General features: G+C 67.5%; 18 protein-coding genes. 9 read left to right on the top strand and 9 right to left on the bottom strand.

Going from position 1 to position 13,385, the window contains the following annotated elements; all coding sequences use genetic code 11:
* Window positions 1-16: 16 nt before the first annotated feature.
* Window positions 17-607, bottom strand: coding sequence for a DUF7474 family protein (locus M0R89_RS05350; RefSeq protein ID WP_248651533.1), 591 nt, complete (start codon window positions 605-607; stop codon window positions 17-19).
* 204 nt (window positions 608-811) lie between these two features.
* Complete coding sequence (gene merB, locus M0R89_RS05345) at window positions 812-1,513, bottom strand: organomercurial lyase (protein ID WP_248651532.1); 702 nt, start codon at window positions 1,511-1,513, stop codon at window positions 812-814.
* 75 nt (window positions 1,514-1,588) lie between these two features.
* Here merB and M0R89_RS05340 point away from each other — a divergent pair, with 75 nt between their 5' ends.
* Both M0R89_RS05340 and M0R89_RS05335 read left to right on the top strand, forming a co-directional pair.
* Window positions 1,589-2,011, top strand: coding sequence for a winged helix-turn-helix transcriptional regulator (locus M0R89_RS05340; protein WP_248651531.1), 423 nt, complete (start codon window positions 1,589-1,591; stop codon window positions 2,009-2,011).
* 25 nt (window positions 2,012-2,036) lie between these two features.
* The gene (locus M0R89_RS05335) at window positions 2,037-2,474 is read left to right on the top strand and encodes an MOSC domain-containing protein (protein ID WP_248651530.1); all 438 of its coding nucleotides are present in this window, start codon (window positions 2,037-2,039) and stop codon (window positions 2,472-2,474) included.
* 27 nt (window positions 2,475-2,501) lie between these two features.
* Here M0R89_RS05335 and M0R89_RS05330 read toward each other — a convergent pair whose 3' ends face one another.
* Together M0R89_RS05330 and M0R89_RS05325 are read right to left on the bottom strand one after the other, a co-directional pair.
* Entirely contained in the window at window positions 2,502-3,296 is a 795-nt protein-coding gene (locus tag M0R89_RS05330) for an aldo/keto reductase (protein WP_248651529.1), read from the bottom strand.
* 133 nt (window positions 3,297-3,429) lie between these two features.
* Window positions 3,430-4,749, bottom strand: coding sequence for an MFS transporter (locus tag M0R89_RS05325; RefSeq protein ID WP_248651528.1), 1,320 nt, complete (start codon window positions 4,747-4,749; stop codon window positions 3,430-3,432).
* Window positions 4,750-4,855: 106 nt separating this feature from the next.
* On the opposite strand from M0R89_RS05325, the gene M0R89_RS05320 reads away from it, so the two are divergent.
* Both M0R89_RS05320 and M0R89_RS05315 read left to right on the top strand, forming a co-directional pair.
* Window positions 4,856-5,107, top strand: coding sequence for a hypothetical protein (locus M0R89_RS05320; RefSeq protein WP_248651527.1), 252 nt, complete (start codon window positions 4,856-4,858; stop codon window positions 5,105-5,107).
* A 281-nt stretch (window positions 5,108-5,388) separates the two neighbouring features.
* Window positions 5,389-5,709 (top strand): 4Fe-4S dicluster domain-containing protein, encoded by a 321-nt coding sequence (locus M0R89_RS05315; RefSeq protein WP_248651526.1) that lies wholly within the window; start codon window positions 5,389-5,391, stop codon window positions 5,707-5,709.
* Between the two features lie 110 nt (window positions 5,710-5,819).
* Here M0R89_RS05315 and M0R89_RS05310 read toward each other — a convergent pair whose 3' ends face one another.
* Both M0R89_RS05310 and M0R89_RS05305 read right to left on the bottom strand, forming a co-directional pair.
* On the bottom strand, window positions 5,820-5,984 hold the full coding sequence (locus M0R89_RS05310) for a DUF6757 family protein (protein ID WP_248651525.1): 165 nt from the start codon (window positions 5,982-5,984) through the stop codon (window positions 5,820-5,822).
* A 180-nt stretch (window positions 5,985-6,164) separates the two neighbouring features.
* Window positions 6,165-6,956 carry a PHP domain-containing protein gene (locus tag M0R89_RS05305; RefSeq protein ID WP_248651524.1) on the bottom strand — a complete coding sequence of 264 codons (792 nt, stop codon included), beginning with the start codon at window positions 6,954-6,956 and terminating at the stop codon, window positions 6,165-6,167.
* Between the two features lie 144 nt (window positions 6,957-7,100).
* Here M0R89_RS05305 and M0R89_RS05300 point away from each other — a divergent pair, with 144 nt between their 5' ends.
* A complete protein-coding gene (locus M0R89_RS05300) occupies window positions 7,101-7,385 on the top strand; it encodes a DUF5789 family protein (RefSeq protein ID WP_248651523.1) in 285 nt (94 codons plus the stop codon).
* Between the two features lie 283 nt (window positions 7,386-7,668).
* Here M0R89_RS05300 and M0R89_RS05295 read toward each other — a convergent pair whose 3' ends face one another.
* The gene (locus M0R89_RS05295) at window positions 7,669-8,688 is read right to left on the bottom strand and encodes a DUF5784 family protein (RefSeq protein WP_248651522.1); all 1,020 of its coding nucleotides are present in this window, start codon (window positions 8,686-8,688) and stop codon (window positions 7,669-7,671) included.
* Between the two features lie 327 nt (window positions 8,689-9,015).
* On the opposite strand from M0R89_RS05295, the gene M0R89_RS05290 reads away from it, so the two are divergent.
* Window positions 9,016-9,192, top strand: coding sequence for a DUF5786 family protein (locus M0R89_RS05290; RefSeq protein WP_248652321.1), 177 nt, complete (start codon window positions 9,016-9,018; stop codon window positions 9,190-9,192).
* 75 nt (window positions 9,193-9,267) lie between these two features.
* Here the strand turns inward: M0R89_RS05290 and M0R89_RS05285 are convergent, their stop codons facing one another.
* On the bottom strand, window positions 9,268-10,152 hold the full coding sequence (locus M0R89_RS05285; protein ID WP_248651521.1) for a YkgJ family cysteine cluster protein: 885 nt from the start codon (window positions 10,150-10,152) through the stop codon (window positions 9,268-9,270).
* 117 nt (window positions 10,153-10,269) lie between these two features.
* Here M0R89_RS05285 and M0R89_RS05280 point away from each other — a divergent pair, with 117 nt between their 5' ends.
* Window positions 10,270-10,620 carry a DUF7967 family protein gene (locus tag M0R89_RS05280; protein ID WP_368408854.1) on the top strand — a complete coding sequence of 117 codons (351 nt, stop codon included), beginning with the start codon at window positions 10,270-10,272 and terminating at the stop codon, window positions 10,618-10,620.
* On the opposite strand, the gene M0R89_RS05275 is transcribed toward M0R89_RS05280, so the two are convergent.
* Window positions 10,617-10,940, bottom strand: coding sequence for a HalOD1 output domain-containing protein (locus tag M0R89_RS05275; RefSeq protein WP_248651520.1), 324 nt, complete (start codon window positions 10,938-10,940; stop codon window positions 10,617-10,619). The genes M0R89_RS05280 and M0R89_RS05275 overlap by 4 nt on opposite strands.
* 116 nt (window positions 10,941-11,056) lie before the next feature.
* Here M0R89_RS05275 and M0R89_RS05270 point away from each other — a divergent pair, with 116 nt between their 5' ends.
* A complete protein-coding gene (locus M0R89_RS05270) occupies window positions 11,057-11,266 on the top strand; it encodes a DUF7561 family protein (RefSeq protein ID WP_248651519.1) in 210 nt (69 codons plus the stop codon).
* Between the two features lie 110 nt (window positions 11,267-11,376).
* Window positions 11,377-13,272: a helicase C-terminal domain-containing protein gene (locus tag M0R89_RS05265; RefSeq protein WP_248651518.1), complete on the top strand. Its 1,896-nt coding sequence runs from the start codon at window positions 11,377-11,379 to the stop codon at window positions 13,270-13,272.
* Window positions 13,273-13,385 lie beyond the last annotated feature (113 nt).

Below are 13,385 nucleotides of genomic sequence, written 5' to 3'. Positions count from 1 at the left end.
CGGAGTGCGGAGGCCGTCAGAGGCTCCGGTCGATGACCGCCTTCGCGGCCTCGGCCTTCTCCTTCCATCCGTAGCCCGACTCGTAGACGTGGCGCTTCTTGTTCACGAGTTCTTGGGGCGAGGCCTCCTCGAACCCGCCGCGGGTCCACGTCCCGGTGTCGCGCAACCAGTCCACGACGCGCTCGCGGGTCTCGGTCCACGAGAGGCCGACCATCTCGTACCACGCTATCATGGCGAAGACGGCGTTGTCGTGAGCGCCCGGCACCGACCCCTTCTCGGCGACTGTCTTGATGGGTTCGACGTTCGGGTCGGTGACGTGTTCCTTGTACTCGGCGGCGGTCAGCAGTTCGAGTTGGCCCTCCTCGGTCTCCATCACGCGCTGCTCGTGGACCAGACGGTCGAGCGCGGCCTTGTGGAGGTTGCTCCACCGGCCGTGAATCGCCTCGTGGAGCGCCTCCTCGGGGAGCGCGTTGGCCGAGAGGACCGCCACGAGGTCGGTGTAGGCCTTCTCGATGTCGGACCACGACGCGCCCTCGAACTCGCAGTCCGGGCCGTGGAGGTTGCTCGTCGTCCGGCAGTCTGGACAGGGGTAGTCGAACCGCGGCACGACTGGGAGTGTCTCTTCGGGGGTACAAAACTGGTCTGATTCGCTTCCGGTGTCGCTGCTCCGAACAGCAGTGACGGGAGTCAGGAGCTAGCTACTGCCGACTCCGCGGAGTCACCGCAACCGCACCGCATTCCACTACAACTATGAAAATTCACAACTCTAGGTGCCTGCGATGACCCGGTGACGCACGCCGGACGTGAACGGTCAGGCCCGGACCAGCGCCCGCGCCAGCCCGAACCCCTCCGAGAGCGGCAGGGCGGTCGTCGGCGCGTCGGTCCGCTCGTCCCACCGCTCGTAGGCGTCCTCGTCGGGGAACGCGTGGACGTACGGACAGAGCGCGCCGTACGTCGCCTCCGGCGTCGGAGCGTCGTTCCCCTCGGTCTCGGCGACCCCGAACGACAGCACGGCGTTCTCGGGGTCGGTCTCGATGCCCGTCCGCGAGACGCGCGACGCGACCGTCTCGCCCGTCTCCGGGTCCTCCGAGCGCACCGTCACCGACCCGTCGGTGAGAAACGGGAGCATGACGGCGTCGAGGACGCAGACGAACCGGTAGGTCTCGCCCTCCGTTTCGGCGCGGTGGAGTCCCTCGTCGTCGTGACAGAGGTCCGCGACGGCGGGCGGCCACTCGTCGCCGAAGGCCCCGGCCACCGCCTCGACCCACGCGCCGACAGTCTCGGGGCGGTCCTCCGTATCGAACAGCGCCCGGAGGTTCGCGCCGATTTCCGGCGGAAGCCGTCGCTCTTCGACCGAATCAACGGCGGTCGCTCCGGCGTCGCTCGCCTCGCCACTCCGTTCGTCGCTCGTTCGGTCGCTTCGCTCGTCGGTCGCTCGGTCGCTCCGTTTGTCACTCTGTTCGTCATTCGATGCACCGTCGGATTCGCCGTTCGCGGCGTCTGGGGTACACATCGACTTGACTTTGCATCCCAAAGTGCTTATACTGTCGAGTCCGAAGTATTGGACTAACTTCGAGGACTCGAAGCCATGACTAACGACGCCACACCGCCAGACCCCGCGGACGACGACACGACCTGTTACTGCCCGCTCGGCGGCGTGATGGACCTCCTGAGCCGGAAGTACGCGATGCAGGTCCTCTGCGTCGTGGCCGCGACCGAACCGACCCGGTTCGGCGAGTTTGAGGAGTTGCTGCCCGACGCCAGCACCTCCACGCTGTCGGCGCGACTCGACGAACTCGCCGACGGAAACCTCCTGACCCGGACCCAGTACGACGAGATTCCGCCTCGCGTCGAGTACGGACTGACCGACGACGGCCGGGAGTTAGCGACCCGACTCGAACCGGTGTTGGAGTGGGCCGAGGAGCGGGATTCGAGCGACGACTCGGTGACGGACAGGAACGTGACGAGCGGAGAGACGACGAGCGGAGAAGCGACGACCGGCGAAAACTAAGTGGCTCGGCCCCCGAGGCAAGCATATGGATGGAACCGGAACTGTCGAAGCCGTTCACCTCGCGCCCGAGTCGGGCGCGAACACCGAATCGGTCGAATCGGTCGAAGCAGTCGCCGGCGAGGGCTTGCGCGGCGACCGTCACTTCGGAGAGGAAGGGGCCGACCTGACTCTCATCGAAGCCGAGGCGCTCGACGCCGCCGCCGAGGAAGGCATCGACCTGCGCGACGGCGAACACCGACGGAACCTCACCACTAGCGACGCCGCGCTGAACCACCTCGTCGGCGAGCGGTTCCGCGTCGGCGACGTAATCTGTGAGGGCGTCGAGTTGTGCGAACCCTGCGGTCACCTCGAATCGCTGACCGAGGAGGGCGCGGTGTCGGCGCTCCTCCATCGCGGCGGCCTCTGCGCCGACGTGGTGGAAGGCGGCGTCGTCGAACCGGGCGACGAAATCGAACAGCTCTGAGTCGAGGCGACAGCGCGGAATCGACGGCTATCGATTCCACGCCGCGCCGTCGGGGTCCACGAGTCGCTCGCGCTCCTCGATAGCGTCGATGCGCGCGACTTCTTCCTCTGAGAGCGTCGGCGGGTCGAAGTTGGCCCGGAGGTGGTCTTCGCCGGTCGCCTTCGGAATCGGGACGACGCCGTCGCGCTGGTCCAACCACGCGAGGCTGACCGCCTCCGGCGTGGTGTCGCGGGCCTCCGCAATCTCGGCCAGTTCGTCTACGTCGCCCGCCTCGCCCTGCATCAGGGGCGCATAGGCGACGACCGTGATGTCGCGTTCACGGCAGTAGTCCAGCAGGTCGTCCTGCGGGAGCAGGGGATGCATCTCGACCTGATTCGCGGCGATGGGGCTATCCAGAATCTCGCGGGCCTCCTCGATGAGTTCGGTCGTGAAGTTGCTCACGGCGACGCGCTCGGTCTTTCCGGCCTCCCGCAACTCGTCGAAGACCGGCAGGGTCGCCTCGGCGTCGTAGGCGCCCGTCGGCCAGTGAACGTAGAGCATGTCCACCGAGTCTACGCCGAGTCGGTCTAAGCTCTCCTCGGTCGTCTCGCGGACGTCCTCGGGCGCGAGGTTCGCTGGCAGGACCTTCGTGGCGAGAAACACCTCCTCGCGGGGGACTTCGCTGGCGGCGACGCCGTCGCCGACCGCCGACTCGTTGTCGTACATCTGGGCGGTGTCGAGGTGTCGGTAGCCGACGTCGAGCGCCGTCCGAACGGTCTCGGCGCACTGCTCGGGGTCGTCGTTGCCGGACGTGCCGAGGCCGGGACTCGGAATGGTCGTCATGGTCGTTAGGTGTCCGGCCGCGCGGAAAAAGCTACGCGCGTCGGCAACCGCGTCGCCGGCCGTGTCGCCCCCCAGCGACTCGTTTCCATCGTCGCCCTCGCTTCCTGTCTCCGGACTCATTCCGCGCCCGGTCTCACTTCCCGTCCCCGGCCTCGCTCTCGCCGACCGGCGACGCGAACGTCCGGACCGCCGCGATTCCGGCGAGGAAGACGCCGCCGAGGACGCCGAACGCGACCAGCGCGGAGGTCGCGTCGGCGACCGCTCCGCCGAGGAGGTACAGCGGGAGTTTGACCAGCGCGTACGCCATCGACGCCGCGCTCAGGACGGTCGCGCGCCCGACCGACGCCACCTCGTCGTTGACGCGTTGGGTGACGATGGGATACAGGAGCGAGCGCGACCCCTTCATGACGAAGAACGTGGGGAGCGCCAGCAGCGGCCACAGCAGGGGCGCGACCAGCGCGACGCCGAGGACGAGCGGAATCGCGAGGACCGCTCCGCGGACGCCGAGGCGGTCCTGCACCGCCCCGGCGTAGTAACTCGCCACGGCCGAGACGCCCGCGAAGGCGGCGTACAGCAGGCCCATCGAGGCGACCGGGACGCCGAGCGTCTCGGTGCTGATTGGCTGGACGTAGGTGTCGGCCGCCGCGACCACGCCGAAGAAGAGCGCGGCGTACGCGACGAACCACCGGAGTCGCGGCCGGGTCAACTGCTCGCGGAGGACGGCGAGAGCGGCGAGGGTCCCGAGACGCTCGTCGTCGGTGGCTCCGCCGGCGCCGTCTCCGCCTGCGTCCGAGTCGCCGTCGAGATACTGGCGATTCTTCGGGAGCGTGAGTAGGACCACCACGCCCGCCCCGTTGAGGACAGCGGAGGCGACGAAGGGAAGCGTCGGCCGGACGCTGTAGAGGACGCCGCCCGCGAGCATGGTGACGACGGTCACGGCCTTGTTGACCGACTGACCTCGACCCCGGACGTGAGCGAAGCGGTCGGCGTCGAGTCCGCCGTCCGAGCGCGACTCCGACGTTCCGCTCGCTTCGCTCGCGCGACCGGCGGCGAGCGCGTCGTATAGCCACGCGTCGCCGGTACCCGACCGGAAGACCAGCGAGAGCGTCCAGAGGACGTAGAGGACCGCGAGACCGACGTACGACCGGACGAGCGCGAACCCGAGGATGGAGAGCGTCATGAACGCCGAACTCAGCAGGAGGCTGGCCCGCCTGCCGAGTCGGTCGCCGACGTAGCCCGTCGGAATCTCGCCGCCGACGGTCAGCACGGCGTACAGCACGCTCAGCGACGCGATGGCCGTGTAGTCGAGTCCGCGGTCGAGCAGGAACAGCGTGAAGATTGGCGAGAAGAAGCCGAACGAGACGGTCGCCTGATAGCAGTAGTACTTCAGGACCGGCGACGGCGGGAGTCGGTCGGACGCGAGCGACGGGGGCCAGCGAGCGCGGTCGGACACGGGACGACCGGGAGTTGTTCGGGACCCGTCAAAAACGCTCGCTGAACGAGATTGATGTAGAAGTGGTGACAAAAGAGCGAAAGGGCGCGGGCGCGAATCCGGGGACATGACCGATGGCGACCCGCCGTGGCGACTGCTCGGAATCGGCGGACTGGCGAGTCTCTGCTGCGTCGGCACGTCGGCGGTCGGCGGGGCCGCGCTGGCGAGCGGTGCGGTCGCGGGCGGAGCGGGCGCGAACGTCGCGCAGGTGCTGGTGACGGTGCTGACGGTCGGAGGTCTCGGGATGGCGTGGACGCGGTTCGGTCCCGACCCCGCGCGAGAGCGCGACCGACCGGTCTCCGACGGCGAGCGCGAGTAGTCGAACCCTGTTTTCCGCACCGCAGACCTCCGGCCGCGACGGGCGCGGATGCACTTCGCGTCGGTAGAATCGGTGTGCGACTCGACCGTCTCGGTGCGAACTGTCTCCGCGTCCGGCCGCCGCCGCCCGATGATATTTAAATCATCGCGTCGCCCCGACGTCGTCCGTCGGGGTGCCCCGCCTCCGTACCGGGGTTTTAGCCCGGCCTAAACCCGATACGGGCGGTTTCAGGGGATTGTTTTAAGTGTTCGCTCGCCGTGGACACCGATAGGTGATCAGCAATGGCCATTGACCCGCAATTCCACGAAAACCGCGAGAAGGTAGACACTCACGAGGGCCACGACGTGTGGGGCCCCGTCGACGAACCCGAGGAACTGGGCATCCACGGCACTCACGTCGCCGTGGACTTCGACCTCTGCATCGCCGACGGCGCGTGTCTGGAGGACTGCCCGGTGGACGTGTTCGAGTGGGTGGACACGCCCGACCACCCCGAGAGCGAGAAGAAGGCCGACCCCGCCAACGAGGCACAGTGCATCGACTGCATGCTCTGCGTGGACGTCTGTCCCGTGGACGCCATCGACGTGGACGCGGGCCGGGCCTGATTCCGTAATTTTCTCAGAATTTTGACGAGACGTGCGAGGAGATGGGAGCGATAGCCCTCCGCACGTACCTCGCGGTCGAGCGTCGGCGAAAATCCGAGTGAGAACCGCCGCTACTCCGGCCGGTCTACGTCCAGTTCCTGTCGGAGGTAGGCCAGCGCGTCCGTCTCCGCGAGGTACTCGAACTGCTCGCGGAAGTGCGCGTCGCACAGGCCGACTCGGACGCCGTTCAACTCGGGCGCGAACGCCGCGTCCCGGTCGCAGTAGTGGCACCGCATATCACGGTATTGTTCCCGACCGAATTTAACGCCTGCGTTCGGGCCGTCGGACCTGTCGAGGCGGCGAGAGTACGCTCGAACTCCGAGTTCCGACCCCGACTCGAACCATCGTCACGAAGAAAAATAGTTCCAAAACGTTGCTCTTCAATTCCTAAACACAACTATAGAATTCCGACCCGCCTACAGGTTCACCGACGACCGGAAGTGTCGGTACTCGGGTTTCGACAGCCCGGACTTCCCGAGTTCGCGGCCGTGGGCGTCGCTCCCGCCGGTCGGAATCAGGTCGTGTTCGGCGATGGCGCGTTCGACCGGCCGCGGGTCCACCTCCTCGTCGTAGGGGTAGTATCGCTCCACGGCGTCGAGGTCGCTGGTCAGGTCGAGCGCGGCCTCGGGGTCGTCGTAGCGGTACGGGTGCGCGAGGCCCACGAGTCCGCACGCGTCCGAGAGCAGTTCGACGCCGCGCTCGAACGGGGTCACGTCGCGGGCGACGAAGCAGGGACCGTCGTCGCCGATGAGGTCGGCGAACACCGCGTCCGTCTCGTCGTAGTCGGTCTCGGGGTGGTCCACGACGGCGCGGGCGACGTGAGGCCGGCCCAGACCCTCGCGCGCTTCGAGGTCGAGTTCGACGCCGAGGCGGTCCTCGACGTTCTCGATGAGTTTCCGACCGCGCTCCTTCCGGTCGGTCTGGACGCGTTCGAGTTCGGCCGCGAGGTCCGGCGTCGAGTCGACCCCGTAACCCAGCAGGTCCACGCGCTCGCCATCCTCGGGTTCGACGCGCAACTCGATGCCGTGGACCACCGTCACGCCCTCGAAGGCCGTGACCGGCGTCGGCAGTTCGGGGTGGAGGCGGTCGTGGTCGGTAACCGCCACGACCGAGACGCCCGCCTCGCGGGCGGCCTCGGGCACCTCCGACAGGCGCATCTCGCCGTCGGAGTTGGTCGTGTGGACGTGAAGGTCCGCGAAGACGCTCATACCCGCAGAACGGGCGGAGTCCCCGAAAGCGCTTCGCTACGTCGTCGGGCGACTGTGCTACCGTTCACCAACCTTAGATACCTTAAATTCCTCAATCGCATCCCGCAGGAAGCTTTATCATTAACTTTGATGTAGAAACTGCCGATGACACTGCAACAGGCGACCGAACTGCTCCGCGACCACGAGTACCCCGCGACGACCGACCAACTCACCGACTCCTACGGCGACTACGAACTCGACCTCCCGAACGGGACCGAGACGCTGGGCGACGTGTTCCACCGCGTCGAGTCCGAGACGTTCGCCACCTCCGGCGAGGCCGAGGAGACCCTCTTCTCCGCGGTCAGTAGCAAGGCCATCGGTCGCAAGGGGTACAGCGACCGCGACCCGACGACGCTCGGCACGGTGGGTCCCGGGCAAGTCTCGTTCTGAAACGACCTTTTCCAGCGGTCGAAAATTCGCCTCCGGCGAATTTCTCCCTTGCAAAAGCTCGACCAAAGACACCGGAAGACGAACCGCGTCTTCCGAGCAGTCGGTCACTCCGTTCCCGACGACACGGCGTCACCGCCTCAGAAGCGCCGGAGGCGCTTCTTCGACGGTTCCTTGGTCCACTCGCTCTCTCACTCCGTTCGCTCGCTCGCGGTAGAAGTACTGTTTCCGCACAGCGACCGCACTGCACTCAACTGCGCCCGCCCGCAATCTTTCTCGGGACTCGCTACACCCACTTCACGGCACCGCCGAGGTCCAGCGGGACCGACCCCTTGCTGTAGGCCTCGACCGTGCCGGAGGGACGCGCCCGGAAGACGACCGCGGGCCGGTGGCGCACGCCGGGTTGCTCGCCGCGGACCGCGTTCCACTCGTCGTCGCGGAAGCCCGAACAGTCCACGAACAGGACCGCGCCGCCGCCGTGCTTCTGGAGTTGCCCCGAGGTCTTCGTCTCGGCGGTCTCGCGCACCGCGGCGACCGGGGTGTCTGCGTGGCGGCGCGTCGGCGGCCGGGGTCGCGTGACCTCGACCAGCGGAGATTCGCCGCCGTCGCCGGGCGACTCGGCCCGGAAGTCCAGCGAGTGGCCGGTCGTGACCTCGATTTCGGGCGTCACGTCGTAGCCGGCGTCGGTCAGCAGTTTGGCCGCGGTGAACTCGCTCATCGCGGAGGCCATCCGCACGGGGTCGACCTGCGGACTGGTGCCGAGTTTCGACGCCATCTCGTAGCGATGCTCGTCGAGCGCGCCCGTGTGGAGGAACTCCTCGTAGAACGACAGCGCGTCGTCGCGGTCCGCGTCCGGGAAGCCCATGGCGTGTTCCCGGAAGAACTTCCGAGAGGAGTGTCTGCCGTCCTTCGAGAAGAGGACCGGGAGGAAGAACCACGAGAGGTGGTCGTAGTCGGCCAGCCACGGGGCCTCTGTCCGGAGGTCGCCGAGGAGTTCGCGCTGGGCCCACCGCGCGACCGGATACGGAATCTCCTCGAAGGTGAACTTCTCGGTGCGCCAGAGCGCGGAGGGCGTCTCGGTGTTGCCCAGCCAGTAGGCGACGCTCTCGCTCTCGTTCCAGAGGAACAGCGCGAGGTCGCCGTTGTTCATCTCGATGCGCCGAGTCTCGTACCCCGACGGGCCGACGTAGTGGGGCGTCAGTAGTTCGGCACCGAACTTCTCGTCTAGCGGTTCGTAGAGGTCGCGTTCGACCCTTTCTTCAGTCCACCGCTCCGTAGAGCGGCGAAAGCGGAGCGGACTTGCCACGAGCGGTTCTAACCGCGCGAAGGGTTTACGTTTTGTGTCACGACCGGTTTCTCGGGTCGGGTTCGCTGGACGAATCCGGGGCGTCGGTACGTGGAAGCCGAGCCTCTCGATAGCTGAACGCCAATTTCTCGCGAAACGAAACGTCAAACGCTCGAATCGGGCTACTTACGGGGAGGCTCCGACCGTCGGCCGCCGGGGACGACCCGCCGACTTCGAACCGGTCGGAATCTCGGATGGCAGATTTCGACCTGCTTTCGAGGTGCGAAAAGAATGTGATTATCCGTTACATTCATTACCGGCCGAAGCTTACCCATGAGTGTGGTTGTCATGTCAATGGGTGCCTATGACGAAGACGAACACGAGCGCCGTGAACGCAAGAACAACACAGTTGACGTCAGCGAGGACGACGACAGAACGACGTATCACGGCTCCGTAGAGTACGATTCGGGAGATTCCGCGGAAGCGCTCCTCGACCAGTTCGAGGAAATCAAGTCGGAGACGTAATCTATACTGATTATACTGGTATTCCGCCTACATCGGTCCTTCTCTGTCCCTCATCGCCCGTGAGCCGACCGGCCGTCACTCGCGCCAGCCGGGGGTCTCGGGAGCACCGCGCGCGACTTCGACTTCTTCGGCCAGTTTCGGGTCGGCGACCGGAGTCTCGTCGCCGTCGGCGTCTGCCCGGGAGCCTCCGGCGCGCTCTTCCCACTCGGCGATGGCCCGCCCGACCCACGAGTCGGCCTCGCGGGCGGCCGAGAGCGCGGACTCGAACCTGTCGCGGTTCACCTCCGTCGTGCCGGGCGCGGCGGCGACGGCGGCCGCGACGAACAGCGCGCGGTCCTCGTCGGTGAGTGCGCCCGCCGCGGCCCTGCCGACGACGCCGGACAGGCGCTCGGGGTCGGGGAAGACGAACACCTTCTGGCCGACGGCCTGCGGGCCGAGCAGGAACCCCGGGAGGTCGGCGGGCGGGTCGTCGTCCACCAGTCGGTTCCCGCCGAAGGCGTCCTCGACGCGCTCGCACTCGGTCCGTTGCTCCAGTTTCAGGTTGTGGCCGGGGTAGTCGGCGCACTCCTCGGGGTAGGTCTCCGTCCCGTGAATCCGACACTGGAGGGTCGTCGGGTCGAGGAAGGCGCAGGTCGGGAGCCACGTCGGGTCGGTGTCGAACGGGCCCACCGGTTTCGGCGGCTTGCGCAGGCCGAGGAAGAACGCGGGCTTGCCGCCGATGGCCGAGACGGAGACGCCGTCGATTTCGACGCCCGACTCGTCGCGCCAGAGCCGCGGGGTCAGCGCGTCGGCCAACCCCGCGTCGAGGAACTCGCGGGCGTCGTCGCGGGTCAGCGGTACGAGGTTGTAGGTGTCGTCCAGCGGCTGGCGCGGGCCGCGGCGCTCGTGGTCGCTCGCGGCGGGCGCGATGGCCCGCCAGTCGATGCAACACCCCGCACACCCCTCGCAGTCGACCTCCATCGAATCACCTCGGTCGATTCCGCGGCGAGATACGCGACGAAGTGGCATAAGCGATAGGGAGGCCCGACCCGACGTGTTCGGGACCGGAACTAAAGCCGCCCATCGAAAATCCCCGACATGGAGCGAGCGCCGACGGAGACGCCCGACGGGGAGATGTCCGACGGGGAGATGTCCGACGGAGAGACGCCCGAAGGTGAGACGCCCGACGGAGAGTCGATTCGCGTTTGGATGGTCGAGCGGACCTACGCCCGCGACGAACAGAACGTCGTCGTCACCTACGCCACCCGCGACGGCGCGCGCTGCCTCCGCAAGCAACTGACTAGGCGCATCCATCTCGACCCGGTCACTGCCGCGCTCGACGCGTCTCCCGACCGACTTCGACCTGTCGAGGAGACCGAACGCCGGGAGCGATACGCCGCGGAGGCCGCTCGGATGGCCGACGGCCACGACCCCGACGACCGAGTTTAGCGCGCCCGACGGACGAAGACGTGACCGCTGGCGTGGAGGTCGACGGCGAACTCGCCGATGGTGAACGCGACCCGGCCGTCGTTCCGGCCCGGCCCGCGTCGCGTCGGTCGGAAGATGTCGTTCAGCGCGTCGGGGTCCACCGCGTCGTAGAGGCAGACGCTCAGTTCGTCCGCGGGGCGGCCCGACGCCTCGGCCAGCGCGTCCACGACGGTCTCGACGAGCGGTTCGTCGTCGTCCGGGTCGTTGAACGCCCGGTGGATGGTCTGGGAGCTATCTCCGAGGTCTACGGCTGTCGCTACGAGAGATTCTGAATCGTGCATTTGTCCACCCACGTCGGCCGAGGCCGACTCTGATACACACTCTCACTACGAACTCGGATATATACGATTCGGTATCCGTCGGCAGGGCTTTGTCGCTGGGACCGGTGGGTCCGACCATGGCCACGGAACCCTGCGAGGGATGCGGCGAGCAGGTCAAAATCGCGGGCGGCATCGCCAACCTCTGGACCCTCGACCACGACGCGACCGGCGGGATGACGCTGGAGTTCGACGCCGACGGGAGCGAGCATTTCCTCTGTTTCGACTGCATCGACGACCTTCCGGACGACCCGCGCGCCGAGGACGTGGACGCGCTCGGCGAACCGTAGTTACGGCCCGGAATCGTAGCCGCGACTCGGAATCGGTTCGCGACCCTCCGCCCTAATCGAACCGCCGCGACCAACAGATTTTATTCCCGATACCGCCGTGACTTCGAACAGTGAACCCCGACCGGATTTTCGACGAGTTCCCCGCGCCCTCCTATCGGGGCAACCAGCGCGCCGCCCTGTCGGACATCAGGGACGCCTTCGCCGAGGGAAACGACGTGGTGCTGGTGCGCGCGCCGACCGGGAGCGGCAAGTCGCTGCTGGCGCGCGCCATCGCGGGGTGCGCTCGCCGACCCGACGACGCCGCGCCGAGCGACGCGACCGGGGCCTACTACACCACGCCGCAGGTCTCCCAACTCGACGACGTGGCCGAGGACGACCTGCTGGACGACCTGAAGATAATCCGGGGCAAGCGAAACTACTCGTGCATCCTGCCGGGCGAGACCGACACGCCGGTCGACAGGGCACCCTGCGCCCGCGAGAAGGGGTACGACTGCTCGGTGAAACACCGGTGTCCGTACTTCTCGGACCGGGCCATCGCCAGCAACCGCGACATCGCGGCGATGACGCTGGCGTACTTCATGCGGACCGCCGGGTCGGAGGTGTTCCGCAAGCGCGACGCGGTCGTGATAGACGAGGCTCACGGCCTCGCCGAGTGGGCCGAGATGTACGCGACCATCGACCTGAACCCCCGGACGGTGCCCATCTGGGACGACCTGACGGTGCCCGAGATTTCCGGGATAGACCGCGCCGTCGAGTACGCCGACCGACTCCAGAACGTCTGTCGCCGGCGCAAAGACGAACTCATCGCCCAACAGGAACTCGACCCCCACGAGGCCGCCGAGCGCGACCGACTGCAGGAACTCATCGGCGAGTTGGACTGGTTGGTCGAGGACTACCGCGACACCGAGAGCGCGACGACGTGGGTCGTCGACCAGCAGGACGGACGGGGGTCGGGCGACGGGGGCGGCCCCATCACCATCAAGCCGATGAACCCCGAGCGGTATCTCAGCCACACGGTCTGGGAGCGGGGCAACAAGTTCGCGCTCCTCTCGGCGACGATGCTGAACAAGCAGGCGTTCTGTCGGCAGGTCGGTCTCGACCCCGCCAACGTCGCGCTAGTGGACGTGGGCCACACCTTCCCGGTCGAGAACCGGCCGCTCTACGACGTGACGCAGGGGAAGATGACCTACGAACACCGCGACGAGACCCTGCCGGACATCGCCCGCACCGCGGTCCGCATCATGCAGGAGCATCGGGGCGAGAAGGGCATCGTTCACGCCCACTCCTACGCGATTCAGGAGCGTCTCGCCGACCGACTCGACGACTTCGGCGTCGGCGACCGGGTCCGGACCCACGACAGGGACGACCGCGATGCCGAACTCGAATCGTGGAAGGCGACCGACGGCGAGGAGGTGTTCCTCTCGGTCAAGATGGAGGAGGCGCTCGACCTGAAAGGGGACCTCGCCCGGTGGCAGGTCATCTGCAAGGCCCCGTTCCTCAACACCAACGACTCGCGGGTCGCCCACCGCCTCGAAGAGGGCCAGTGGGCGTGGTACTACCGCGCCGCGCTCCGGACCGTGATTCAGGCCTGCGGGCGGGTGGTCCGTGCGCCCGACGACTACGGCGCGACCTACCTCGCGGACTCGAGTCTCCTGCAGGTGTTCGACCGCGCTGAAACAGACACGCCCGACTGGTTCCGCGAGCAGGTAGAGCGCATGTCTCGCCCGGACCTGCCCGAGTTCGACCCCCGGAGCGCCAGCGAGTCGGCGGCCGGAGCGGACGCGGCCGGCGGACGGGGCGCGGGTCGGCGTCGGGGGTCGCGGACCCGTGGTCGGTCCGACGCCGGGTCGTCGTCGGGCGGGCGCTCCTCGGGCGGGCGCTCCTCGAGCGGCCAGTCCGCGAGCGGGCAGTCCTCCGGCGAGAACTCGTCGGGCGGAGCCTCTTCCGGCGGTTCTTCGACCGACCGAAAGAGTCCGATGGCGGACGTGTGGGACGACAGCGTGTAGGTGCGCTCGGTCGCCCGAGCGGAAGTTCTCCGACGAACCTTTCCTTCCGAACTGCTGTCGCCGCGGAGTCCGAGACGTTCCGAGAGTAGCGTCTGACCGTGGCGTAGCTTTAT

The sequence above is a fragment of the Halorussus limi genome (genome assembly GCF_023238205.1).
Taxonomy (GTDB): domain Archaea; phylum Halobacteriota; class Halobacteria; order Halobacteriales; family Haladaptataceae; genus Halorussus; species Halorussus limi.
This window is presented reverse-complemented; position numbering and strand designations above follow the sequence as displayed.

What these genes read in the sequence shown, in the direction of transcription:
- merB (WP_248651532.1), bottom strand. Translation starts at nt 1,513, where the DNA reads ATGTGTACCCCAGACGCCGCGAACGGCGAATCCGACGGTGCATCGAAT.
- M0R89_RS05340 (WP_248651531.1), top strand. Translation starts at nt 1,589, where the DNA reads ATGACTAACGACGCCACACCGCCAGACCCCGCGGACGACGACACGACC.
- M0R89_RS05335 (WP_248651530.1), top strand. Translation starts at nt 2,037, where the DNA reads ATGGATGGAACCGGAACTGTCGAAGCCGTTCACCTCGCGCCCGAGTCG.
- M0R89_RS05330 (WP_248651529.1), bottom strand. Translation starts at nt 3,296, where the DNA reads ATGACGACCATTCCGAGTCCCGGCCTCGGCACGTCCGGCAACGACGAC.
- M0R89_RS05320 (WP_248651527.1), top strand. Translation starts at nt 4,856, where the DNA reads ATGACCGATGGCGACCCGCCGTGGCGACTGCTCGGAATCGGCGGACTG.
- M0R89_RS05315 (WP_248651526.1), top strand. Translation starts at nt 5,389, where the DNA reads ATGGCCATTGACCCGCAATTCCACGAAAACCGCGAGAAGGTAGACACT.
- M0R89_RS05310 (WP_248651525.1), bottom strand. Translation starts at nt 5,984, where the DNA reads ATGCGGTGCCACTACTGCGACCGGGACGCGGCGTTCGCGCCCGAGTTG.
- M0R89_RS05305 (WP_248651524.1), bottom strand. Translation starts at nt 6,956, where the DNA reads ATGAGCGTCTTCGCGGACCTTCACGTCCACACGACCAACTCCGACGGC.
- M0R89_RS05300 (WP_248651523.1), top strand. Translation starts at nt 7,101, where the DNA reads ATGACACTGCAACAGGCGACCGAACTGCTCCGCGACCACGAGTACCCC.
- M0R89_RS05290 (WP_248652321.1), top strand. Translation starts at nt 9,016, where the DNA reads ATGTCAATGGGTGCCTATGACGAAGACGAACACGAGCGCCGTGAACGC.
- M0R89_RS05285 (WP_248651521.1), bottom strand. Translation starts at nt 10,152, where the DNA reads ATGGAGGTCGACTGCGAGGGGTGTGCGGGGTGTTGCATCGACTGGCGG.
- M0R89_RS05280 (WP_368408854.1), top strand. Translation starts at nt 10,270, where the DNA reads ATGGAGCGAGCGCCGACGGAGACGCCCGACGGGGAGATGTCCGACGGG.
- M0R89_RS05275 (WP_248651520.1), bottom strand. Translation starts at nt 10,940, where the DNA reads ATGCACGATTCAGAATCTCTCGTAGCGACAGCCGTAGACCTCGGAGAT.
- M0R89_RS05270 (WP_248651519.1), top strand. Translation starts at nt 11,057, where the DNA reads ATGGCCACGGAACCCTGCGAGGGATGCGGCGAGCAGGTCAAAATCGCG.